At 61.1% G+C, this 21986-nt stretch carries 29 protein-coding genes and 3 pseudogenes; 15 read left to right on the top strand and 17 right to left on the bottom strand.

Features of this window, described 5'->3' with window-relative positions:
* The 3 genes from ACS4RR_RS20765 to ACS4RR_RS20755 all read right to left on the bottom strand — a co-directional run bounded on the left by ACS4RR_RS20765 (position 1) and on the right by ACS4RR_RS20755 (position 1960).
* The gene (locus tag ACS4RR_RS20765) at positions 1 to 609 is read right to left on the bottom strand and encodes a hypothetical protein (RefSeq protein ID WP_260298162.1); all 609 of its coding nucleotides are present in this window, start codon (positions 607 to 609) and stop codon (positions 1 to 3) included.
* 130 nt (positions 610 to 739) lie between these two features.
* Positions 740 to 1762, bottom strand: a complete 1023-nt coding sequence (locus ACS4RR_RS20760; RefSeq protein ID WP_456189264.1) for a LuxR family transcriptional regulator — start codon at positions 1760 to 1762, stop codon at positions 740 to 742.
* 9 nt (positions 1763 to 1771) lie between these two features.
* Positions 1772 to 1960 carry a hypothetical protein gene (locus ACS4RR_RS20755; protein ID WP_222387772.1) on the bottom strand — a complete coding sequence of 63 codons (189 nt, stop codon included), beginning with the start codon at positions 1958 to 1960 and terminating at the stop codon, positions 1772 to 1774.
* A 181-nt stretch (positions 1961 to 2141) separates the two neighbouring features.
* Between ACS4RR_RS20755 and ACS4RR_RS20750 the strand changes: the two genes are divergently transcribed.
* Positions 2142 to 2381 (top strand): DUF982 domain-containing protein, encoded by a 240-nt coding sequence (locus ACS4RR_RS20750; protein ID WP_064647069.1) that lies wholly within the window; start codon positions 2142 to 2144, stop codon positions 2379 to 2381.
* 26 nt (positions 2382 to 2407) lie between these two features.
* Here ACS4RR_RS20750 and ACS4RR_RS20745 read toward each other — a convergent pair whose 3' ends face one another.
* The 5 genes from ACS4RR_RS20745 to ACS4RR_RS20725 form a co-directional block, all read right to left on the bottom strand.
* Positions 2408 to 2632, bottom strand: a complete 225-nt coding sequence (locus ACS4RR_RS20745) for a hypothetical protein (protein ID WP_456189263.1) — start codon at positions 2630 to 2632, stop codon at positions 2408 to 2410.
* Positions 2629 to 2865, bottom strand: coding sequence for a hypothetical protein (locus ACS4RR_RS20740; protein WP_456189262.1), 237 nt, complete (start codon positions 2863 to 2865; stop codon positions 2629 to 2631). Before ACS4RR_RS20740 ends, ACS4RR_RS20745 begins: the two co-directional genes overlap by 4 nt.
* 11 nt (positions 2866 to 2876) lie before the next feature.
* Complete coding sequence (locus ACS4RR_RS20735) at positions 2877 to 3140, bottom strand: hypothetical protein (RefSeq protein WP_222387770.1); 264 nt, start codon at positions 3138 to 3140, stop codon at positions 2877 to 2879.
* Positions 3141 to 3843: 703 nt separating this feature from the next.
* Positions 3844 to 4311 (bottom strand): hypothetical protein, encoded by a 468-nt coding sequence (locus ACS4RR_RS20730; RefSeq protein ID WP_017963221.1) that lies wholly within the window; start codon positions 4309 to 4311, stop codon positions 3844 to 3846.
* A 116-nt stretch (positions 4312 to 4427) separates the two neighbouring features.
* Positions 4428 to 5075: a S24 family peptidase gene (locus tag ACS4RR_RS20725; protein WP_222387769.1), complete on the bottom strand. Its 648-nt coding sequence runs from the start codon at positions 5073 to 5075 to the stop codon at positions 4428 to 4430.
* A gap of 142 nt (positions 5076 to 5217) precedes the next feature.
* Here ACS4RR_RS20725 and ACS4RR_RS20720 point away from each other — a divergent pair, with 142 nt between their 5' ends.
* The 9 genes and pseudogenes from ACS4RR_RS20720 to ACS4RR_RS20680 all read left to right on the top strand — a co-directional run bounded on the left by ACS4RR_RS20720 (position 5218) and on the right by ACS4RR_RS20680 (position 8395).
* A complete protein-coding gene (locus ACS4RR_RS20720) occupies positions 5218 to 5409 on the top strand; it encodes a hypothetical protein (protein WP_222387768.1) in 192 nt (63 codons plus the stop codon).
* On the top strand, positions 5406 to 5600 hold the full coding sequence (locus ACS4RR_RS20715; protein ID WP_456189261.1) for a hypothetical protein: 195 nt from the start codon (positions 5406 to 5408) through the stop codon (positions 5598 to 5600). The genes ACS4RR_RS20720 and ACS4RR_RS20715 overlap by 4 nt, the downstream gene beginning before the upstream one ends.
* A 273-nt stretch (positions 5601 to 5873) precedes the next feature.
* A complete protein-coding gene (locus tag ACS4RR_RS20710; protein WP_222387766.1) occupies positions 5874 to 6152 on the top strand; it encodes an RNA polymerase sigma factor sigma-70 region 4 domain-containing protein in 279 nt (92 codons plus the stop codon).
* 32 nt (positions 6153 to 6184) lie between these two features.
* On the top strand, positions 6185 to 6550 hold the full coding sequence (locus ACS4RR_RS20705; RefSeq protein ID WP_456189260.1) for a hypothetical protein: 366 nt from the start codon (positions 6185 to 6187) through the stop codon (positions 6548 to 6550).
* Positions 6516 to 6914, top strand: coding sequence for a hypothetical protein (locus ACS4RR_RS20700; RefSeq protein ID WP_456190161.1), 399 nt, complete (start codon positions 6516 to 6518; stop codon positions 6912 to 6914). Before ACS4RR_RS20705 ends, ACS4RR_RS20700 begins: the two co-directional genes overlap by 35 nt.
* A pseudogene (locus tag ACS4RR_RS20695) lies at positions 6911 to 7209 on the top strand (GcrA cell cycle regulator). Before ACS4RR_RS20700 ends, ACS4RR_RS20695 begins: the two are co-directional and overlap by 4 nt.
* Complete coding sequence (locus ACS4RR_RS20690; protein ID WP_017963229.1) at positions 7206 to 7403, top strand: response regulator transcription factor; 198 nt, start codon at positions 7206 to 7208, stop codon at positions 7401 to 7403. Before ACS4RR_RS20695 ends, ACS4RR_RS20690 begins: the two are co-directional and overlap by 4 nt.
* 13 nt (positions 7404 to 7416) lie before the next feature.
* Positions 7417 to 8010, top strand: coding sequence for a hypothetical protein (locus tag ACS4RR_RS20685; protein ID WP_017963230.1), 594 nt, complete (start codon positions 7417 to 7419; stop codon positions 8008 to 8010).
* A gap of 157 nt (positions 8011 to 8167) precedes the next feature.
* Complete coding sequence (locus ACS4RR_RS20680) at positions 8168 to 8395, top strand: hypothetical protein (protein ID WP_164594753.1); 228 nt, start codon at positions 8168 to 8170, stop codon at positions 8393 to 8395.
* A gap of 574 nt (positions 8396 to 8969) precedes the next feature.
* Here the strand turns inward: ACS4RR_RS20680 and ACS4RR_RS20675 are convergent.
* Positions 8970 to 9107 (bottom strand): annotated as a pseudogene (locus tag ACS4RR_RS20675) (aminoglycoside phosphotransferase family protein); the annotation flags it as partial.
* A 15-nt stretch (positions 9108 to 9122) separates the two neighbouring features.
* Between ACS4RR_RS20675 and ACS4RR_RS20670 the strand changes: the two are divergent.
* The 3 genes and pseudogenes from ACS4RR_RS20670 to ACS4RR_RS20660 all read left to right on the top strand — a co-directional run.
* A pseudogene (locus tag ACS4RR_RS20670) lies at positions 9123 to 9323 on the top strand (hypothetical protein); the annotation flags it as partial.
* A gap of 139 nt (positions 9324 to 9462) precedes the next feature.
* Entirely contained in the window at positions 9463 to 9819 is a 357-nt protein-coding gene (locus tag ACS4RR_RS20665; protein ID WP_407768231.1) for a hypothetical protein, read from the top strand.
* 519 nt (positions 9820 to 10338) lie between these two features.
* Positions 10339 to 10665 carry an NIPSNAP family protein gene (locus ACS4RR_RS20660; RefSeq protein WP_222253195.1) on the top strand — a complete coding sequence of 109 codons (327 nt, stop codon included), beginning with the start codon at positions 10339 to 10341 and terminating at the stop codon, positions 10663 to 10665.
* 408 nt (positions 10666 to 11073) lie between these two features.
* On the opposite strand, the gene ACS4RR_RS20655 is transcribed toward ACS4RR_RS20660, so the two are convergent.
* Positions 11074 to 11895, bottom strand: a complete 822-nt coding sequence (locus tag ACS4RR_RS20655; protein WP_222364421.1) for an aminoglycoside phosphotransferase family protein — start codon at positions 11893 to 11895, stop codon at positions 11074 to 11076.
* A 224-nt stretch (positions 11896 to 12119) separates the two neighbouring features.
* Positions 12120 to 12677, bottom strand: coding sequence for a dihydrofolate reductase family protein (locus ACS4RR_RS20650; RefSeq protein ID WP_222336411.1), 558 nt, complete (start codon positions 12675 to 12677; stop codon positions 12120 to 12122).
* A 453-nt stretch (positions 12678 to 13130) separates the two neighbouring features.
* On the opposite strand from ACS4RR_RS20650, the gene ACS4RR_RS20645 reads away from it, so the two are divergent.
* Positions 13131 to 14705, top strand: coding sequence for a carboxylesterase/lipase family protein (locus ACS4RR_RS20645; RefSeq protein WP_456189259.1), 1575 nt, complete (start codon positions 13131 to 13133; stop codon positions 14703 to 14705).
* On the opposite strand, the gene ACS4RR_RS20640 is transcribed toward ACS4RR_RS20645, so the two are convergent.
* Both ACS4RR_RS20640 and ACS4RR_RS20635 read right to left on the bottom strand, forming a co-directional pair.
* Positions 14699 to 16126 (bottom strand): DUF1254 domain-containing protein, encoded by a 1428-nt coding sequence (locus ACS4RR_RS20640; RefSeq protein ID WP_456190160.1) that lies wholly within the window; start codon positions 16124 to 16126, stop codon positions 14699 to 14701. The two genes, ACS4RR_RS20645 and ACS4RR_RS20640, sit on opposite strands and share 7 nt — an antisense overlap.
* A gap of 388 nt (positions 16127 to 16514) precedes the next feature.
* Positions 16515 to 17018 carry a P-loop nucleotide/nucleoside kinase family protein gene (locus ACS4RR_RS20635; protein WP_456189258.1) on the bottom strand — a complete coding sequence of 168 codons (504 nt, stop codon included), beginning with the start codon at positions 17016 to 17018 and terminating at the stop codon, positions 16515 to 16517.
* A gap of 399 nt (positions 17019 to 17417) precedes the next feature.
* Here ACS4RR_RS20635 and ACS4RR_RS20630 point away from each other — a divergent pair, with 399 nt between their 5' ends.
* Positions 17418 to 19190 (top strand): adenylate/guanylate cyclase domain-containing protein, encoded by a 1773-nt coding sequence (locus tag ACS4RR_RS20630; RefSeq protein ID WP_222387371.1) that lies wholly within the window; start codon positions 17418 to 17420, stop codon positions 19188 to 19190.
* Positions 19191 to 19342: 152 nt separating this feature from the next.
* Here the strand turns inward: ACS4RR_RS20630 and ACS4RR_RS20625 are convergent, their stop codons facing one another.
* Genes ACS4RR_RS20625 through ACS4RR_RS20610 form a run of 4 tightly spaced genes read right to left on the bottom strand, consistent with a single transcriptional unit; the run spans position 19343 to position 21925 of the window.
* Positions 19343 to 19861 (bottom strand): DoxX family protein, encoded by a 519-nt coding sequence (locus tag ACS4RR_RS20625; protein ID WP_456190159.1) that lies wholly within the window; start codon positions 19859 to 19861, stop codon positions 19343 to 19345.
* Positions 19861 to 20661 (bottom strand): HvfC/BufC N-terminal domain-containing protein, encoded by an 801-nt coding sequence (locus ACS4RR_RS20620; protein ID WP_456189257.1) that lies wholly within the window; start codon positions 20659 to 20661, stop codon positions 19861 to 19863. Before ACS4RR_RS20620 ends, ACS4RR_RS20625 begins: the two co-directional genes overlap by 1 nt.
* On the bottom strand, positions 20648 to 21574 hold the full coding sequence (bufB, locus tag ACS4RR_RS20615; protein ID WP_456189256.1) for an MNIO family bufferin maturase: 927 nt from the start codon (positions 21572 to 21574) through the stop codon (positions 20648 to 20650). The genes ACS4RR_RS20620 and bufB overlap by 14 nt, the downstream gene beginning before the upstream one ends.
* Before the next feature lie 45 nt (positions 21575 to 21619).
* Positions 21620 to 21925, bottom strand: a complete 306-nt coding sequence (locus tag ACS4RR_RS20610; RefSeq protein WP_012760544.1) for a BufA1 family periplasmic bufferin-type metallophore — start codon at positions 21923 to 21925, stop codon at positions 21620 to 21622.
* Positions 21926 to 21986: the final 61 nt, after the last annotated feature.

Here is a 21986-nt window from a genome sequence, read left to right as displayed (position 1 = left end):
TCAAGGAAATGAGTTCGGCAGATAATTGTCCAGAATATAGAAGTGTTCGCCGATCTTTCTGACGCTGACGTACTCGTCCGGATCGGGATCGAGATCCACGCATTCCTTCTTTTCCGAGCATGATGTCTGGGCACGCTGTTGCCAGGCCGCGGATTGCTCGCCCCTGAGCAAGGCGACTTCATCGCTCTCGTCGTAGACGAGCGTCGAGTAGGTTTTCTCGAGGAACGTATCGTCCCATACGAATGTCCTGAATCGTTGCTCTCCGCCCGGCAGATCGGTTCGTTCGATCTCTGCCAGATAGGATTGCTTGGTCAGCGCAAATCGAACGCTGTCGGAGGTGATGCCGACAGCAGCGAGGATACGGAGCGGGACCAGCAACAGAAGGGGTGCGATGAGCAGAGAGACGAGACGCCGCCAGCGTCGCTGCGCCAGATTGATGCAGAGGGAGCCTGCGACAGCGATCAGGGTCAGGACCCATATGATAAGGCTGATCGTCCACCAATCCCACGTCGGAAGAAGCCAGTATAGCCAAATTGGCGCCAGCCACGGCAACAGCCAGAGGGCATATGTCCACGTAAACTTGTCGCTACGTTTTTCTGGCTCTGGCACGTTTTAGCCACCGGCAAATTTCACTGATTCTCTGATCAACAATAACACGCAAGATAGGCGCCTCAACGGGAGCGAGTCTTGCCGTGTTTCGCGCGAGGTGCCGCGTCATGAGCATTGGTCGCGGTCGAGCCTATTGGTTCGAAGCCCCGGCGCTCAACAGCGCTCGCACCAATGCCGCCTGGTTGCGGACGCCGGTTTTGTCGAAGATGCGCTGTAGCTGGGTGCGCAACGTGTTGACACTGACCCCGAGCAGATCGGCGGCGGCGGTGAGGTCATGGCCATCGACGATCAGGCGCGCAAGCCGGGTTTGCGCCGGTGAGAGGCCTGAGACCTCCCGCGCACTCGCGATCCGGCGCACCAGGGTCTCGGCGTCGTCGAAGGACACCAGCGTCTTGCCGTCCTCGAGCAGGACCCAGCAGTAGAGCGGAATCCCCGCCGCGTCCTCGCCGAGCGCCACCGCCCAGGCTTGCTTCGGCGCGATGTTCAGCGGCCTCTGGCTTTGCAGCTCGCGGAAGGCCAGCCGCACCGCCTCGCGCAGCGCAGGGTCGCGTTCGCGCTGCCGGGCACGTAGGCGGCCGGCGGCGGCGACGAGCCCGGGATGGCCAGGCATCCGCTCCCGCGCCAGCCGGTTCGTCCAGAGAATCCCTGCATCCGCGTCGACCTCGATCAGTGGGCAGTTCGCCTCCTCGACGCTGCTCTCCATCATCACCACGCAGCCGATCTTCCAGGCGCCGTCGATCCGGTGGAGGATCCGGAGCTGGCGCTTGCGATCCTCGCCGGTGTCGCTGCCGATCTGATCGAAGGTCATCCAGGCCATGTTGCCGTCGACGACGATGTTGACTTTTTCCCAGCGGACGCGCTCCGAAAAGGTGTGTTTCTCCGGGAATCGCTCGACGATCCTCTTGATTCGCGCGGCGATCGGGTCCCAGCCTTCGTCCACCCGGACGCCGAGCGAGGCGAAGTATTCCATCCGCCGGGTCTGCGGCGACTGCACCCAGTGGCTCGCCAGCGCCTCGAAGTCCCGCTGCAGCCAGGCCTCGGTTTCGGCGCGGATCACTGCCATGATCGCCGCCCGGTCAGCCTCGCCGTCGTCCATCGCGCGGTCCCCCGTGACAACGGATCGCAGCATAGCATGATCGCTCTGTCGGAGCATGACGGCACCTCATGTGTGGATGACGCCGGCCAGAAGCAGCGTCACGCCGACGGTCGCGGCTGTCAGCCCGAGGAGCCGAAGCCTCAGGCGGGGCAGGGCGATCTGATTGCGGTAGTATCGGTCCTCGGCCGAAGCACCCATCGGCGTCGGGCGGCGGCGGTTTGGCATGTGTGCGGCGACGAGACTCTGAAGGTCCATTGTGTTGCCTCCCGGTTCGGGTTTCATCTGCCGCATTCTCGCACGCATCCGAGCCGGGCTCTGTCATGCAGGCGGAGGACATCGGGCTTGGCGCCCGGCCGGCGAACGAAGAATCATCTCAACTGGAACGAGTCCCGACGTGATTCGTTGAGTCGCGTGTCCAGCGTGAGGGGGCTGCATCATGAGCAGGCGACGAAGCTTCAAACCGGTGAAAATCACCATCAATGGGAAGACCAGAACCGTCTACAATGTGGTGCAGGCGGGGAACACTTTGCTGAACGACTGGCCCGAGCAGACGCCGGCGGCCAAGGTGGCCGAACGGCTTGTGCTTGATGTGTTCAATGATGCCGCCGGCCCCGAGCAGGTGCGGCGGGCATTCATTACGGCGGCCAAGGCGAGCGACATCAAGTTCAGCTCCTGAGCGACGGTGCTGGCAAAAGCCCTGGCTCACTTCCATGACACCTGCTCCTGGTTTCGCAGATCTTGGTTTTTGAGCTGCGTCTCCATCCAGGCGGCCGTAACGATCGCGGCGAGGAAGCCGAAGGTGAGGCAGGCGATGGCCTGGGTTCGCCACGAGACGAAGGTGAGCGGCGCCGGGGTGGTGGGCTTTTCAGCGCATTTGCCGGACGGGCAGGCGCAGCCGGAAAAGGCCCTGATCAGGCAATCGCTCATGCTGCGCCGCCTTTCACCGTGTCGATGGCGGCGAGGATCTTCCGGTGAAGCGGGCAGCCGCGATCGTCGCTGCCATCGAAAAAGCCTTCGGCCTCCACCAGCGCCGTCAGCAGATCGGGTGCCCCGGTGGTGAAACGGGCCTTGGCGCGGGTCTTTTCGTTTGCTCCGGCCTTTCGGGCGGCAAGAAGGGGAGGGCTCTCGATTGAACCAGGTGTCGGATTGGCGGCAGACATCTCCGTTCCCCTCAGGCGTAAAGCTGGTCGGTATCGGTGATGCCCATGATCTCGCGGGCATAACGGTAATGCTCCTCGACGGACGCCGCAGCACCGCGCAGCCAGGACGGGCCGCGGATCGAATGTTCGGGGCGGCGGAGGAAGGCGAAGCCGAGCGCGCCCATGCGCTGGGCCTCGATCGCCATATAGGCGCGACAGTCGCCGATCGTCTGTGCGCCATTCCAGCGGGCATCCCGCCTGCTTTCCTCGGTCTCGATCCTGCGAATGTGCTGCATCGCCCTGTCCTCTCACCCATTTAATCGGCTTGAGTGTGAGGTATATATAATACCCGATCGCGTCAACAGATAAAGGTATAAAAAATACCTCTCCGATTGACGAGGTACGAATCATAGGTCTATGTCTAGGGCCAGTGATTGGGCGACCGGGTGCAACTCCCGAGCTGACGAAGCCCAGCGGCGCGGGAAGCGAAAGTCCTTAAGTGCGCTGTCAGAAAATCAGGACGAGGGCGAAGCGAATGGCCCCTCTGGCACGTGTCCCATCCCGGCTCCGGCCTTCAGGACTTGGCCAATGCTCTCCCGGCTTCATGGGCTTTGCTCATGGGGTAGGGGGAAGCTTTGGCCGGAACCCTCCCTCACCAGCCTTCAGGAACCTTCTTCTCCTAAGCCTAAGAGAGAGGAGTGAGAACTGAAGCTGGAGTATGAAGCTAAGAGAAAAAAGGAGGTCGGCCATGCGCAACGAAATCGAAATCACCGACGAGGTGATCGAGGCGGGTCTGGATGCCATCCGGCAAGGTTCAGAGCGAAATCCTAAAGACCATAGATCTCCCGCGCGGCGCTGAACGCCAGGAGAAACACTGCAAAGGTCACGATATAGAACCAGATTCTGCCGGTGCGCGATGTCGGTTTCAGCATCTTATACCCTTTGTAAGGCGTTTGAATCATTGAGATATTCTTTAACGGACGACCTGACGTCGCGGCGTTATTGGCAATCGCTTGCCCTCAGGTCGAAACTCGACTGCCCATCCTTGAAGGCGTAGTTGTAGACGGCGAGTTCGGCCTCGCCCGAATCAAGCTTCGGCTTCCAGAAAGAGCACACGGACGAGGCAATGCCTGATTTCATAACGGCCCCATCCGTTAAAGGGAGGGAATCGCTCAGACGGTAAAAATATCGGACCGTCTTCCCCTCGACAGAGATGCGCTCAAGAGTGGTAATGGCGTCTATCTTCTGCGGCAGGTTAGCGTTCGCCTCGTCATTCTGGATTCTGGGAATGACGATCAGTTTGGTGACTTGGCTTGAGCTGGCAAGAAACAGAACAACAATGATCGTTCTCGCGTTCGGAAATCGCTTGGCCGCCAGATGGCCGACAGCCGCGCCGATCGCCCCGAATATCCCCCCAACCAGGCCGTAAACAACCGGCGCTGGCCATGTTCCCATAAAAGCAAGCATTTCCCCTCCAATGTTATCTTCTGCTGATCTGCCCGGCAGCTTGGTGATGTGCGCACACGGGTGCCGGTAGTACACCCAAAAACGGTGAGATCCTCGAGCGCGCCCGGCATGGAACCTCACATCTCGATGATCGATCGGCGGACGCGGCCGACGATGGTGACGGCGCCCTGGAATTCCGGCGGCGGCACGTCCTCGTAGGAAGCCGGCTGGAAGGGCGGGTCGTCGTTCGGGCGATAGCGCTTGTAGGTTGCAGCCCCCGTCTCGTCGGCGACGACATAGAGCGCGTTCGGCGCCAGGCGCTTGTCGCGCAGATTAACGAAGATGATCGAGCCCGGCGGCGAGATCTTGTTCATCGAATTGCCCTCGACCTCGAGCGCGATCCATTCGCCATCGGGAAGATCGAGGGCGGCGACCGTCGGGAATTCCGAAAAATCGGTGATCGGCGCCTGCTCGCTCAGCTGTCCGGCGCTGACCCAGGAGATTTTTGGGACATCGGCGACGGAGGCGGGCAGCTCATCCGGATCGAGCGCGTTGCCGGCGCCGAACTGCAGCCAGTTGAGATTGACCTTGAAAGCGCGGGCATATTTCTTCGCATCGGCAATGCCGAAGCCATTGCGGCCCGACTCATGCGCCTTGTAGACATTGGCATTCCAGCCGAACCGATCGACGATCGCCTTCGGCCCGGCAAAGCCCGCATTCTTTCGGGCCATGATGAGGCGCTTTGCGCGTTCTTCGCGCTCAAATTGTTCCTGCTCTTTCAACATGATATAAAAAATACCCTAAAATAAGGTACATGTCATGCCCTAATGCGCTTGACATATCGGGTATTAAATATACCCTAATCGCCATGACAAACAGCGACATCATCAGCAGCGGGCCAGCCTTTCGGACTGGGGAGACCATGGAATGAGGTTCACCATTTCCTCGGAAGAGCGGCTCGCCATGGACGTCATGCCGACCGGCGTCATCATTCATCGGCCGCAAGGCCCAAGGGGAGGGCGGATGTCGGTGATATCAGTTCGCAACGAGGATATCCCCTTCCTCGCCAAGGCCCTGCAGCAGGTGCTGAACGCCAACCGGGAGGTGGAATCGATATGACCGTCTCCACCACAACACCCGCCCGCCACAGCGGCTGCCCGACCTGCGCAAAGGCGCTGTCGATCGCCGAAGTGATCGAGCGCCACTGCGAAAATTGCGGCCGGCCGATCAGCCCGAAAGAGATGCGGGAAACGATCATCCCGCCCGGCGCTCTGCCGATCCCCAACCCCGATAGCCCAGCCCCTCCCTGACGGCTATCGGCCGCTGGCGTCGTTGCCCTCCCTCGGCGACGCCAGCATCCCGGGCGCGACTCTGTCGCGCCCACCGGGCGCGACTGTGTCGTGCCCACCGGGCGCGGCGATGCCGTGCCCACCCAGGCGGCGGCCTGGCAGACGACCGGAGCCTTTGCTCGCGCAAGAGCCGGCTCCGGTCGTCATCGATGAATTTGAAAATGAAGCACGAGGCTAGCCCCGCTCCGGCGGGAACGGCGAGCCGCGTTCGAAATCGGAAAGAAGGATCAAGCGATGAGCTTCCAGGCCGAGGCCGCCCCGGCGCATCAAGGCACTGACATGAACGCGCTCGGACTCTTCCGCACCGGCCGGGACTATATCGAAATCGCTGCCATCCTCGGAGTGTCGGTGCCGTCGGTGGAAACCGAAATCCACCGGCTTCGAAGCGCAGAAAAGGGCGACACCACCCAAAAGGACCACGCCGGCTCAGAGATCCGGCGGTTTGCCCGCCGCACCGCCAGGCCCGGCGCCCCGGTGAATTTTGCCGGTGGGCGGCGGAGGCTGCGGGTTTGAGGAGGCCATCTAAACCACGAAAGGGACATCGCATGGGCAAGGACACAGTGAGTGAGGAGATCATGGAGATCCTCCGCCCGGTGCTGGGGGAGGAGCTGGCGGCAGCGATCATCGAGCATCGCAAGCGCACGCTGAAGAAGCCGCTGACGGTCTATGCCGCGCGGATGCAGGCCAGGGAATATCTGATGACCGGCGATCCGGTCGGCGCCGCCGAGATGCAGATCTTCCGCGGCTGGCAGGCAATCAAATGCGACTGGTACCTCAAGGAGAAGGCGAGGGAAGCCGGGTCGATCAACAGCAGCACGAGAAGGACGACAGTGGATGCCGCACGAGATTTCCCCTCTGGTGAAGATCATTTCGGGGATGCTTTCTGGCTTCCCGGCATCCGCCGGCACTGATCCCGACATGCAGATCCGCGCCTATCTCGTCGCCGTCGAGGGCCTGCCGGCAGAGGCGGTCTGGCGGGCCGCCAAACGCTTCATCTCCGGAAAGGTGAGGGACCATAACCGCGCCTTTGCCCCGAGCAGTGCCAGCTTTGCCGAAGAGTGCCGCCATCAGCAGGCGGCGATCGAGGCCGAGCGCCGGCCGCGCCTGGAAGCCGAGCCCGAGGTGCCGCGGCCGAAAGTGCCGGCCTACAAGATGCAGCTGCTGCGCGATGCGGCCAATGGCAGCCGCAACGCCAAGCGGGAGCTCGCCCGCATGTTTCCCGACAACCCGATCATCGCCCGCGCCGCACGAGATACACAGGAGGGCACCAAGTGACCATCACCTTTTGGACGGAAGACAAGATCGTCAAGGCGGAAAAGCTCTGGAAGGAAGGGCTGTCGGCGAGAGAATCGCCAACCTGTTCGGCTCGAAGAAGAACACCGTCATCAACATGGCGCATCGAAACCGCGACAGGTTCCCCTCGAGGCAAGACACCTGGCATCCGCAGCCGAAGGCGGACCCGCCGGTCCAGCCGATCCGCCACCCCGACCGCGTGACGCGTGTGACCCTGTCGGGCGCGCATGTGACGATGCCGCGCGTGCCCAGCATCGATGGGCCTGCGGACCCATGAGCCAGGTCACCCCGCGCGAAACCGAAGTGATCCGCTGGATGGCGGCGGGCAAGACCGCCGCCGAGATCGGCACCATTCTCGGCATTTCGCCGATCACCGTGAACACCCACATCGCCAACGCCAAGATGAAGCTCGGCGTCTTCAAGGAAACGGCGCTGGTCGCCGCGGCATTCAGAAACGGCATCATTCGATAGAAGGACGATCAGCATGGGCGGCAAGGCCACCAAGGTGAAGACAGGACGGGTCAACAAGGGCGCCGGCCGGCCCCGCAAGGAAAATGTCGAGCGTTTTCCCGGCGGCAAGATCAAGCCCTTCGAAACCGAGAAGGACAATATCAGCGTCGCGATCTCAGCCCGCAGGCGCATCCATGGCTTCGGCCGGACGGTTGATGACGAGACGGTCAAAAGCCCCTTTGCCGGCTACACCCTCGGCCGCATGTTCCTCGACGGCCTGATCACCGCCGAGCAGCGCCAGGCCGGCGACGACTATGCCGAGGCGATCGCCCGCTACCACAAGACGACAGGCATCCCGGCCCCGAGCCCGAGGGCGCAATCGCTGTTCTCCGTCAAAGGCCACGAAGGCGAACAGACCGAAACCTTCGCCGACCGCGCCCGCAAGGCCAGCAACCGCATGATGGCGCTGCAGGGCATCCTGCTCCGCTGCCCGGATGGGCCGCAGGTGCGCAGCATGGTCTATAACGTCACGGTGATGGACTACGACCATTTGCGCCAGATGCCGCCGCAACAGTTGCTGTGGCTGCGGAGAGGTTTGACGGCATTGCGGGGGGCGAGGGGTGGGTGATGCGGTGAATGTCCCTCCCAAGCCGAAGCCTGGGAGGGGGTGAAGAGAAAAAATGTGGCGTTGCTTAACGCCGTAGGAAGGGATTCTCTGCAACAAAGGACCCAAGCAAAGAGTTTGAGCTTGGGACGCTTTGACGATTGCAAACAGGATTGAGCCCATGACGAAGATCAGTCTCAACGCTCAGGCGATAGGCATCGCCATTAGCAGCCATAACACCGACAAAATTAGCACCGGCACGCGTTGCGCGTTTATACCCGTCGTGGTCCATAAGCCCGGTATTGATGCGATCTTCGAGGGACTGCGCCTCGCCAACATAGAGGGCTTCGAAAAGCCCAACGCCAGCCGGTTTGCAAAAGATATAGACCCCAGAGACGGGGTTGAATAACTGTCCGATCGGGTACACCTCGAAAGTGTATTGAACGCCTGATTTACCAGGCCAAATTACTTTTATGCTCATGCGATTGTCCTTTGATAAGAGAAAGGACAGCTTGACGACTTTTTGTCGAGAGGATTAAAGTCTTCAGTGTTTTCATGCCTAGCCGTCCTTTGGCTTGGTTTGAGTCGGGGTGGTGGTCTGCGAAACCATCACCCCCAGATGTTTCCCAAGAAAATCGAGTCGAGCAAAGCAGAAAGCCATGTCAAGTCGCAAGATTTTGTGACAACTCCACATGTTTACTGGCTTTTTCCAGGCGGAAATGGCTTCCCCATACAGCCGAGGGGTAAGTTTTCATCGCGAACGCAAGCTCGGTGTCAGCTCATCTGGCCCCATCAGCAACGGCCATGGATCCCAGGCTCAAGGCCTGGGATGACGGAGGGTGGGGCGCGCGTTTTCGCCAGACTACGTGCCAGTTGAGCCGAACACCTGTGCCGGATCCCGCAGCCGCTGCTGCTCTTGTGGGCGACCAGCGGCTTACGACGGGGCGAGGGTCGGTTGACGCCGGAGCTGCTCGGCCTGACGCTCATCCGCATGGGCGCTGGATCAGGTCCATCGCATGCTCTTCCATCCAGGTGACCTCAAGCATCCCCTCATCAAGCACACCGCGGCTGGCCAGTTCCATCTCCCATGCGGAGCCCGCTGCAGCAAGGTTGCGCATATGCGCCTTTCTCGTCACGCCAGAACGGCACCCAACGCCAGCAACCGCATGATGGCGCTGCAGGGCATGCTGCTGCGCTGCCCTGATGGGCCGCAGGTGCGCAGCATGGTCTATAACGTGACGGTGGTGGATTACGCCCATCTGCGCCAGATGCCGCCGCAGCAGCTGCTGTGGCTGCGAAGGGGGTTGACGGCTTTGCGGGGGGCGAGGGCTGGGTGACGAAATGGCGCGAGGCCTGTCGGCGGCTTCCAAGCCCATACGAAGCAGCCTTGGCTTTGCCGAGCCCGACATATGGAATGCCGGGAGTTTTTGCGCTAACCCTTCAGCCTGCGCTTCGCTTCTGCTGTAGGATTTGCGAATGAACGACATCGACCTGTCGCCGGAATTTTACGTCGAATTTTCTCGCGGAGGAGGCTCTGATTCCGGCGTCATCTATCATGTCACACGGCACAAAGACGGTGCTCGGTTCTCTGCGCTTGTCGCACGTTTTTTCATCACTGACCCCAGGATTCCTGCGGAAGGCGTTTTCCGCCACAAGAGGCTCGATTGTTTCGTGATCGATAAAAGCCGGGTTCCCAAGTCGGAGCGGCTTGCCGGGATTTTGTTTGAAGCCCTGAAAAAACACGGCGCGATTGACGAGCCCGCATGGCTGCAATGGTATGTTGCCGAAGAGCGCGGTGGTAAACCTCACGGCAACGTCCTCGACTTCGAATGACTCGATACAGCGACGGAAGCGAAATTCTTCCATATGCCGTCTGCAGTCGCTGTATTTGCCGCAGAGCTCAACCCACCCTCCGTCTTCCTCGGGCTTGACCCGAGGATCCACGCCGGCCTCCATCAGCAACGGGCATGGATCCCAGGCTCAAGGCCTGGGATGACGGAGGGTGGGCGTGTGTTTTCGCCAGACTCCTGGCCAATCGAGCCGAACACCTGCGTCGGATGCCGTTGCTCAAAGCCAAAGCCGAAGACGATCAGCACCCGCATTTGGCCCACCCTCTGCAACCCCGGCCAGCGCCGGGCAGGCCAAGCGCTGATCTTCATCACACGCCTAAACACAGGCGATCGGATTGACAGAAGATTAGCGGTTCGCACATACCTGCAGCGCCTGTTCTAATAGGGATATTGACGGATCCAACGTGAAATTGACGTTGCTGCAAGTTTTGAGGACATTGTGGGCGCAGCGGAGCAAGTGCCAAACACATGTCGTTCTCAAGGGACATAAGGAAGCAAAACTGTGATCTACGAGCTCAGAATTTACGACTGCCTGCCCGGCCGATTGCCCGCGCTGCTCAACCGCTTTGCCGAACATACGCTGGCAATATGGGACAGGCACGGCATCAAGCAGGCGGGTTTCTTCACCACAATCGTGGGCGAAAGCAGCCAGCGTCTCACCTATCTCATCGCCTGGGAATCGCTAGCCGATCGCGAGGTGAAATGGAAAGCTTTCACCACTGATCCTGCATGGCTTAAGGCCCGCGACGAGTCAGAGCGCGACGGGCAAATCATCTCCAATATCTCTAGCCAGCTGTTGTCACCGACCGCCTTTTCGGCAGTAAAGTAAGACACCACCGATCCCCGCTTGCCGCCAGTCGGAATTCCACCCGATCTGGTCATCCGCGGAAGCGATGACGAACGGCAGCTCCTAGAACAGGATGATTTTAGGCCCGGTCGGCCTAAAATCTGAATCCTGTTCTAAATTAAATAGTTGGAGCATGATGTCGTCCGAAAACCGACCACACTTTTCGGCATCATGCTCTAGGATATCGCCAACGCTGCCCGAACGGCCGGAATGGGGCGCTTCGCCGACGGCTCTTCATCACCGTCGGCAAAATCGCTTCGGTCAGATCTCAGTGGCTTCGGAGAGCGAAGGCGCGCCTGCACCAGATTCCGACGCCGCTGTTCTCGTGGGCGAGCAGGTGGCTTGCGGCGGACGAGGGCCGGGTGACGCCGGAGCTGCTCGGCCCGGCGCTCATCCGCGTGGGCGCTGGATCAGGTCAGTCGCATGGTCTTCCATCCAGGCGACCTCAAGCATCCCCTCGTCAAGCACGCCGCGGCTGGCCAATTCCATCTCCCATGCGGAGCCCGCTGCAGCAAGGTTGCGCATATGTTGCTGCATTTGCCGAACCCGTTCGATTCCGGCCTGCATGATGCCGATCTCCGGCGTTATCCCGTAGGCGTCGAGCAGCAATTGAAAGCGCCGGGCTTTCTCGCGGACGCCCGTTTGCAAGCCATGCGCCTCGCATTTCTCGTCACGCCAGAACGGCACCCAGCGCCAGGCAACAAAGCCGAGGTCCCAGGCGCGCGGTCCCGGCGCTGCCGCGTCCCAATCGATGAAAGCCACGGGGAGCCCGGCTTGAAACACCGTATTCCACGGCGTCAGGTCATTGTGGCAGACCGTTTCAACAGGGTGCCGGGCGTCAAGACGCCATTCGCGATCTTTCCATGAAAAGCTGGCTGCAGCATCGTGGTAGGATCGCAGCAATTGTCCCAGGCGCTCGAGGACGCTGTCGCGCCAGACATAATCCGGGAGACGGAGATCGAAGCGACCGCCTTTATCGGGATGGAAGCCTTCGCCGTTGCCGACGTCACCGTCGATATAGGTGAGGACTTCCCGACCCTGGTCATCCAGGCCGAGCGCACGCGGGCAGCCATCATATCCCTGGAGCTCGACGTGCCGCAGCAGGTCGAGAACGGCGGGAGACCACGCACGTCCGCCGCGCCGCACCGTTTCGCCGATGCGCACGACGTTCGAATCCTTGCCGCCGGTCAGAGGAATTTCTGGCTCGTCCATAGCCTAGCTTAGGCGAGGGCGAACTGACGGGTCAACGGACAAGATACCCGCAAAGGCGAGGAGCGTCGAACCGACGTCATCGACGATCGCAGCAGGCAATAGCCGCGAAAGCCCGCAAAGCCGGTCGGGCATGTCGAGCAGCTTGATTAGGAGCCGATAGTCCATAGGTCGCTCCGTGCCTAGATTCTGGCGCCGACAAACGAGTGACGGCTGGGTCGGCGGGCTCAGCGGCGGACGCGGTAGCGGATGTGCGTGGCCTCGGGTGTATCGATCACCCCAACGATCTCCAACTCGACGCGCGATGGTAAGACTTCGAACATTCGGCGGCCAGATCCGAACAAGACTGGAACCTGGTGTATTTGCAGTTCGTCGAGCACGCCAGCTTCCAGCGCCCGTTGCGCCGTATACGCGCCAAGCATCAACACGTCCCGGTCCCCGGCGGCGGCCTTCGCCTGCGCCATTGCGCTCTCGATCCCGTCGCTCACGTATTTGACCAAGGGATAATTCGCGACGGATGGCCCGGGCGGCCTGTGACTGGGTACGAAGATCGCGACACCGTGATTGTCACCGCCCCAGTGATCGACCTGCTCCACGGTTCGGCGACCCGCCAGAATCGCACCTGGCGCGTTCCATTCGTCCCACAATTGTCCGACCGGTCCGGTCGGTCGGGAAAAATCCCCGTACCACTCGTGCAACCGCATAAAGTCGTCGCCGCCGGGATTGCCCACTTCATCGTTGGGCCCCGCGATATACCCGTCCAGTGACATGGACATGAAGAGCACTGATGCAGACACTTTTATCTCCTGTGGTCTTTTTCCAAAATGGAGCGGTGGGAATTCGCTCTGAGGGTGGGCTATTGATGCAAAAGCTCGTTCAGGCAAGCGGAGAGCGCGGGCGGACAGTCTTGATGTTCCCAAGGACGCTCGAGCGACGCTGACGCCGACATCCCGAATACGGATTTTGGGTACTGCCCTAGGGGCGATCAGGGAGACCAGCGGCGGGAAGCCGCTGGCATGTTTCCCTGCTCGTTCGGGGAAGATGTGTCGGTGCGCATAGGCCCAGGGACTGGTATCACAGAGGTTGGGGATGCGTTTTCGCTAAACTCTGAGCGGATCGAGCCGAAACCCGCCGTGGAGCGATAGCGCACTTTAGCGACGCCGGACGAACCCTTTTCGTTGCCGCTCCATGGGCGTATTTTGCTCCCAAACTGTCTCAACTTGGCGTTGGAGAGTGCAGTGTTTGTGGACGGCAGTCGCACGTTCCTGCTCTTTTTGGCCGTCGCATCGTGTCAGGTGGCGTTCGCGCCACAATTGGGTGCGGCAGACGACACCGTGATAATCGATAGCGGAATGCTGAAGGGTGAGAGGTCGGGTACGGTCGTCAGCTTCAAAGGCATACCCTATGCGGCACCGCCGGTGGGTGACCTGAGATGGCGCAATCCGAGACCAGTGGAGACATGGAGCGGTATCAAGGATGCCCGCGATTTCGGTCCGTCCTGCATGCAGACCGACGACCTGCCGAAGTCAGAAGATTGTTTGACCCTCAATGTCTGGACACCCGCCAAGCGTCCCCGGACGCAGCTGCCGGTGATGGTTTGGATTTATGGCGGCGTTCTTGTCCATGGAAACACCCCTCAATATCCCGGTGGCCAGCTGGCCGCCCAGAGAGTTGTGTTCGTCAGCATGAACTACCGCATGGGCCGGCTGGGTTATTTTGCCCATCCGGCGCTGATGAAGGAATCCCCTGACGAGCCCGTCGGCAATTATGGCTACATGGACCAGCTTGCAGCCTTGAAATGGGTCCAGAATAATATCGAAGCCTTCGGCGGCGATCCGAAGAAAGTGACGATATTCGGAGAGTCGGCAGGTGGCGGCTCGGTGATGGCGCACATGATATCGCCGTTGTCACGGGGGCTTTTCCGCGGCGCCATCCTACAGTCACCGGGTTTGCCGACCGCGCGTGCTGAGAGCACGCCTTTGTCAACTTTGAAAGCAGCAGAGAAAACCGCGTTGGACTATGCCGCTTCCCTGGGAATCAACGGCAGCGATGCCGAGGCTCTGACGGCCCTTCGGGCGCTGCCTGCGGAAAAGCTGACCGAAGGTGCATCGGCACAAGAGGTGCTGGCGGGGATGTCGACAGGCAAGCCCGTCATCGGCATCTCAGGCGCGATTGTTGACGGACGGTTTTTGCTCGAAACGCCGGAAGCGGCTTTTGCGGCCGGCCGTCAAGCGCAGGTTCCCGTCATCGTCGGGGCAAATGATCGGGATCTCGGTATCGGTCAGGCCGCGACGAAAGACGATCTCTTCGCGCTGTTCGGGAAGCATGCCACCGAAGCCCGCACCCTCTACGATCCCATCGGCCAACAAACCCTCGATGAGTTGAAGCAGCAGGTTCTGGCCGACAAAACGCTTGTCGAACCATCCCGCCACCTCGCTGACGAGATGATCCGCGCCGGTCAGCCGACGTGGTGGTATCGTTTCTCCTATGTCGCCGAGGCTCTCCGCAACGATCCGGCATGGAAAGGCACTCAGCACGGCTTCGAAATTCCGTTTACGTTCGACATTCCAGACGCACTGGTGAAAGACAAGGTGACGCCTGCCGACTGGGCGATGGCCACATTGGCGAGTGCTTACTGGGTCGAATTTGCAACGAGCGGTGACCCCAATGGAGGCTCACGGCCAAAATGGCCTCACCACGACCCCTTCGTCCACAGGGTCATCGACTTCACCAATCACGGCGTGACGTTCGGAGAAGATCCGCTCAAACTCAGGCTCGACCTCTGGCAAAGCTATTGGGAGGCCCGTCACTGAGCGGCTAAGCTCGGCAAACCCTGAACCTTGGTGATCGGAGGGGGATTCCATTTGCCGGTGAGGGCTTCGGCCTTTGGGCTGTAGAGACGCATGGTGAGGTTGAACGGCCCCTTGGGTGCGGGCAGCCAGTTGGCTTCCTTGTCTTTGCCGGGGCTCTCGTTCTGGAAATAGATGTCGAGAGAGCCGTCGGCATTGATCTTGAACGGCATCCAGCTGCTGGCCGCAAACCGGTTGAGCACGCTTGCCACCTGGAAACCTTCCGCGTCGTAGAGGGTGATCGACCAGAAAGCGTTCACCGGCGGCGTTGCTCCCTTCTCGAAGTGAATCATGTACTTGTTGGCGCCATCGAGCGGCTTGCCGGTTTCGTCGGCGAGGTTCAGCGGGTAGATCGCGTCTTCAGGAAGATTGGCGCCGAGCCCGAATTGCGTGACGATCGCCCGCTTCAGGTAGTAATTTCCGTAGACGCCCATGGTGTCGGTATTCATCGACCAGCCATTCGCAACGCGCGAAAGGGTCGGCACCTTCCACGCCATCAGCTGCTGGGCTGCTTCGGGCACATCTTCCAGCGCCTTCTTGACGGCGGGGGCGAGCTTATCGAAGTCGAAGCTCTTGCCGGGCTCGATGCCGATGCGTTTCATCCGGGCGATGATCGGCTGGTCGGTCATGTGGGGCGGGTGCAGCTTCAGCAGTTCGGCAGCGTAGGTGAAGTATGTCGCCGCCGCCATGGTATCGACTTGAATCTTCGGCGGCGTTTTCATATCGACGCTCGGGTCGATCTTGGCCGGGACCGGCTCCGCCGCCTTGCCCCAGTCAGACAGCGGCGTGACCGTGTAGCCGGCTTGAATGGCATGCACGGCAGCGTAATCCGAAGGTCCGTCCGTCTTGGTGCGTCCGATGATCCAGACATAAGGGGTCGGCGCGGCAAGCCGCGTCACACCGTTCGGAACCGTCCCCTTCCAGTCGGGCGGCGTGACGAGAAACTGCCCTGCCGCCGTTCCCGTCGTCCGCCAGCCCGGCGACGCGAAGACATCCGTCCACATGTCGAGCATCGGCAGGAGATAATATCGTCCGGCCGTATCCGGCGCGGAAATGATCAGCGGCTCCTTGGTAAGGTCCAGCCACGCAATAGAGTAAAGCGTATCGAAATTCGAACGCACGACGCCTTTGAAATCGGCGGGGGGATATTCCGGAACGTTCACGAACATATTCATCGGCCCTTTGCCAAACTCCTTGCCGGGTTCGACATTGGTGAACTGCTTCCGGGTGACGTCCATCGACAGCAGCGGATAGAAGTAGACGTAGGCATCCACGCCGATGTTATGCGCCTCCTGCTCCGAAATCGCCTCCTGAGCAAAAGCGGCCCCTGAAAGGGAAAGACCGACAACAAGTCCTACCGTGAGCGATGTTGCACGTTTGATCATCATCATGTCCTCATCGACAACAGTCGGTTCGAAGCCTGGGGCGGCGGTTCAGGTGAGATGCTGGAGGCGTGTTGACGGCCATGGCATCGGCCGGAAAATCGGAATGGATTTTCGGAAAGCACGATGCGTGGATTCAACATGTTGGAGCGTCCGAAAGGACGCACGGCACTCTAGGGCTTGTCGTCGTCCATCCCCGGAATGTCATGGTGATGACAACGAACACCATGACCGGCACTTCTACCTCGGACCATAGTGCCTTTACCGAAAGTTGCAATTACCTCGAAGGAGGTAGGCCGTGACCTTATGAATGCGGAATGACCGAGTTGGGGTGGCCGGCTGTCCTCACGAGCGAGTTGGTCCGGACCCGCCGACCCAGCGCTGTGGCGTTTCATCCAGGGGCGGTGATGGCTGGAAGGGTTTGCCGATCGTAAAGCGCCAACTCCTCGACGGTTGGCGGCTCGAACAGCGTGCACCACCTGAGCAGGTCCGCTCGCGAGATGTGAAACGTGCCCGCTGGAAGCTCGGCGTTTCGCCGGCAGACCCGGTCCCAAAGCCGATCAAAGGGAACGTCGAGGTAGCAGAGGACGACGCGGGCACCGGCTGCGCGCGCTTCCTCCCGGCAGGTGTCGCGTTCTGCCCGTGACCACACTCCCCAATCCACGACGACGTTACACTGAAGCCTGATGGCACGCAGGGCGATCTGCCATTGCAGGCTCTCGACCCGACCTCGGCACGGACCAGTTTCGGCTTCCGGCGTGGAGATGCCGGGGTAAAGCCTGTGCATCCAGTCGTCGCCGGTCAGACGGAGGGCAGATGCTTCATGTTCGATGATCTTGGCAAGCGACGTCTTACCCGAACCGGGAAGACCGCAAGTGAGGTAGAGCGTGGGCATTGGAAAATCTCTGATTTTGGCTTGGCAAGGGGAAGTGGCCCCGCGGTGTCGTGCAGGACTGCGCTTCGCTCAAGGCCGCAAGGCGCGGCCAATCAGAGGTGTGTTGCCATGGTCTGTCTTGTAGGACCGCTCTGCCCGGGGGTCAAGACGGAGCGCATGGGTGGCGGACATTCGGGCGGGTGCGGAGATCGTCGTGACCTGACCCTGAGTGGGCTTTCGGAACGACCGCGTTGGGCGGCCGGCAGCATGACGGAGCCGTCGTTGCATGAGGCTGCACCACCAGCTGCGTCCACATCAGCCGTGGCCAGCGCGATCTCACCAGGATCGCTCTGAGCAGCGGCTGAAAGTTCTTTCTTGCCCTCTGTCTCCCTGTTATCTTGGACGTCGGGAGACAGCGCCATGAGCGAGAACCGAAAGCTGGCTGCGATCCTGGCCGCGGACGTGGTCGGGTACAGCCGCCTTGCCGGCGCCGACGAGGACCTCACCCTGGCGAGGTTGCGGACACTGCGCAGCGATCTCATCGATCCGACGATCGCCGTGCACCATGGCCGCGTGGTGAAGCGCACCGGCGATGGTGCGCTGGTCGAGTTCCGCAGCGTGGTGGACGCCGTGCGCTGCGCCATCGAGGTGCAGAACGGCATGGTGGAGCGCAATCACGGCGTCCCGCAGGACCGTCGCATCGAGTTCCGGATCGGTATCCATTTGGGCGACGTCGTCGAGGAAAGCGACGGCGATCTGATGGGCGACGGCGTCAACATCGCCTCGCGATTGGAGGGCGTCGCCGCGGCGGGCGCGATCTGCCTGTCCGAGGATGCCTATCGCCAGGTCAAGGCGAGGCTCGACCTCTCGGTCAACGATCTCGGCAGCACGCAGCTCAAGAACATCGCCGAGCCGATCCGGGTCTATTCGCTGCAAGTCGGCAGCGCAGCGACCAAGTCAGCCGCGGCCTCGGAAACCGCGACGAGCCAACCGGCGACGGCAGCGCCGCCGAAGCTGTCGATCGCCGTCCTGCCCTTCGCCAACATGAGCGGTGACGCCGAACAGGACTACTTCGCCGACGGCATCTCGGAAGACATCATCACGGCGCTATCGAAGCTGTCGCAGCTCTTCGTCATCGCTCGCAATTCGTCGTTCACTTTCAAGGGCAAGAACGTCCAAGTGCAGGAGGTGGGCACGAAGCTCGGCGTGCGGCATGTCCTCGAGGGCAGCGTACGCAAGTCGGGAAACAGGGTACGCATCACCGCGCAGCTCATCGACGCGACCACCGGCGGGCATCTATGGGCGGAGCGGTTCGATCGCGACCTCACCGACATATTCGCGGTTCAGGACGATGTCACCCAGCAGATCGTCGATGCGCTGGCGGTCAACCTGACAGAGGGCGACCGGCAAAGACTTGCGCCGGGGCAGACCCGGCACCCCGAGGCATATGACTGCTTCCTGCGCGGCCGGGAGCTGTGGCACCGGCTGACGAGGCAAACGAACAGCGACGCCCGCGACCTTTTGCAACGTGCCATCGAACTGGACCCGAACTTCGCCTCGGCGCACGCCTTCCTCGCCCTGACCCATGGGCTCGACTACCTGAACCGGTGGAGCGCGTTACCGCAGCGCTCGGTCGAGCAAGCCGAAGCGGCGGCGACGCTGGCGGTAGCGCGGGATGATAGCGATCCCGTGGCGCACTGGGCGCTCGGTATGGTCAAGCTCTACTCGCGACAGCACGATGGAGCCATCAGCGAGGTCGAGCGTGCGATCGTCCTCAATCCGAACTTCGCCGAAGGGCAGGTCAGCCTCGGCGAGGCACTCATCTATTCAGGCAGACCTGAGGAGGCACTCGCCTATTTCGATCGGGCGAGGGTCCTGAACCCGTATTTTCCGGATATCGTTCTTCACTTTCAGGCCTTGGCCTTGTTTCAACTGCGAAGGTACGAAGAGGCCGTCGAACTATTGCTGCGGCGCGTCAGCCGCAACCCCGTCACCGATGTCTCGCGCGCGCTTCTGGCCGCCTGTTACGGGCACCTCGGCCGTTTCGAAGAGGCTCGCGCGACGTGGCAAGAGGTGATGCGCGTCAATCCCGACTACTCCCTGGAATACCGTCGCAAAGTCCTGCCATTTAAGAACCCCGCCGATTTCGAGCTCGTCGTGGAGGGGCTACGCAAGGCCGGTGTCGTACAATGACGGTGATCACTGTCCGATCTTGAATCGGTTGCCGCCGTTTGCTCGAGGGATGAGCAATAGCCAGTGCCGGCGCAACGACGACCTCCAGCGTGATCGCCAGCAAGATCTGCTTTCAGGAAGCTGCGAAGCCGCCCTCTGCCACAAGAGCTGGATCAGGCAGGCCGGCGGTCAAACCAACGTGCAAGCCAATGGTCGATCGACAGTTTTCCCGGCCCCCACGCCATGAGCGACAGCGCCATCGCAGCCCAGGTAATGTGGATCGGCCATCCGTCCGGCACCGTGAGCTCGACGATCAACGTCATGAACAGCAGGCCGGTCGCCGCAAACCGGGTAGCGAAACCCAGAACCAGCAAGATCGGAAAGGTGATCTCGGCAGCGCCGGACAGGAAGGCCATGGTGACTGGCGCCGGATAGGCATAGGGACCGCCCGGCACATGGAGCATGAATTCGTCGGTGAACAGTGTGATCGCCGTATCGTTCAATTGCAGGAAGCCATCCCACTTCAGAATGCCCGACTTCCAAAAGGGCACGGCCAGAGCGACGCGCACAACCGCCTGAACGATGCTCGGCTGCGCAAAGGCCCGAACCAGTCTCTGTGCCATCTCTACAAGTGTCACGATCGGCTGAAACCTGTCTTTGATCGAAGTCTGTTGGGTCGTGGTCGATATCATCATGCGTCTCCCAGAGTGATGCCGCAAAATACCCCCGCTTCGATCATGCCGGTCAAGCTGGCCGCGATGTCGAACGACGGACAAGCGTCGATGGCCTTGGCTGCGGCGACACCAAGTGGTTCGCCGGCAATGAGGGAAATCAGGAACTCTGCGCCGCCCAAAGGAAGATGACGCACCGCCACCTCCATATCCGGCCGGGTTACAAGCGCATCTTCCGGGTCGACCACTTCGATCGGGCTTATGGGGCCGTCACCGCGATTGGCGGCAAAGATCGTCAGCGCCGGATAGTCCGACCGAACGATCCTCGTTGCCGGATGCGCTGCAAAGACCAATTCACCGAGACGGTCCGGCGGAACGGAAGCAAGAGCATCAGCGGCAAGCGGCTCGACATCGGTTGCATGGTAGGCGTCCAGCCAAGCCCGTTCGATCCGGGCGACGTCGGCAAGCCAGGGCAAGGACCGGGCATATTCGTACTGTTCGATGAAAGCGGGAAAATCCCGGCCATATTCGAAGAGAAGCGGCGATGTCGGTGGCGTGGCGCGCAGGTGAAAGCGCGCCATGGCGCGGAAAAACTCAGCCCCCGTCAGGCGTTGCACCGCCGGGAAAATCCCGGCCAGGGCATCGATCAGACTGACGGTGACGTTGTTGCGGTAGACGTTGTAGCGTTTGATTGCTCCCTTGCCGTTTGGCCCGACAACGCCGTCGGGCGTCCCAGCGTCCGGGTTGGTCAGGGCCGGCGCAAAATCCGCCGCATAAGTCAGGGGCTCTATGCGGCGAGATGGGGGATCAAGCCGCAGCATGGCTTTGATCCTGCAACGCGATGGAACCATGGTGATCCATGATCGCCTGCGCCGCGAGGGCCTCGCCACGCAGTATCGGCCAATCGGGTATGTTGCTGTCCCACTCGATGAGCGTTGGGATGGGGCCACTACGGCCAATGACGATCTCGTAAAGCTTCCAGACGGCATCGGCGACCGGACCGTCATGGCTATCGATCAGCAGCAGCTCGTCCTCGTCGTCAGTCTGCTCGGCGTGGCCTGCGAGATGGATCTCACCAACCGCAGCAATGGGAAAATCGGACAGGTAGTCGAGCGCTGAAAACCCGTGATTGGTGGCGGAGACGAATACATTGTTGACGTCGAGCAGAAGACCGCAGCCGGTGCGCCGGACGATGGCGCCGATGAACTCGGTCTCGCTCATCGTCGATTGGCGGAACGTCACATAGGTGGACGGATTCTCCAGAAGGATCGGGCGTCTGATGGTCTCCTGCACCTCCTCGATATGCTCGCAAACCCGCGCCAGGCTTTCGCGTGTGTAGGGAAGAGGCAGGAGGTCGTTGAGGAAGGTCGTCCGATGCGTCGACCAGGCCAGGTGCTCGGACACCAGAGCCGGTTCGTAGCGTTCGACGAGAGAGCGGAAACGTTCAAGATGGGCCCGGTCCAGCGGCTGAGGTCCGCCGATCGACATGCACACGCCGTGGAGCGACACCGGATTGTCACGGCGGATCTGTTCGAGAATACGATGCGGCGGCCCGCCGGCCCCCATATAATTCTCGGCATGGACTTCGAAGAACCCGCGATGAGGCCCGTCCGCGGCTATGGCGGCAAAATGCTCGTGCTTGAAGCTCGTCCCCGCGAGCCCCTCGATCGGATGGCGGGGAAAGCGGAGAGTCGTTGCCGCAGACGCGGTCGTTGAAATTCGATCGGTGGTCATGGCGTCTCTCCGCCCCCTCATTGTCATCGCTGTCGCGTGTAGAAATTACATTGCCTTCAGCGTGCCGTGCTTGCCGTTCGGCAGGACGATGGAGGTGCAGGTGCCGCCCCGTACGAACTTCCAGGAATCGCCCTGGAAGTCGACTGTCGAGGTCCCCTGGCAGGACGTGCCGGCGCCGGCTGCACAATCATTCTGGCCCTTCAGGGCAACGCCGAAGCATTTTTCCTTGTGAGCGGCGGTTGCAGCGGCGCCCTCAGCTTTGGTGAGCGGTGCGGCGCCGGCCATCGAAGCAAGGGCGGTGGTGACAGCGCCGGCGAGGACGACGGAGTTGATGGTGGATTTGATGGACATTGCGTTCTCCGATGATGGATGGACGCTCTCGTTGAGCGCATATTCAGGTTCGCAATCTCCC

This window comes from Rhizobium zaerense, assembly GCF_051810725.1.
Taxonomy (GTDB): domain Bacteria; phylum Pseudomonadota; class Alphaproteobacteria; order Rhizobiales; family Rhizobiaceae; genus Rhizobium; species Rhizobium leguminosarum_I.
The sequence above is the reverse complement of the archived record's forward strand: the minus strand, read 5'-3'. Positions and strand labels throughout refer to the sequence as shown.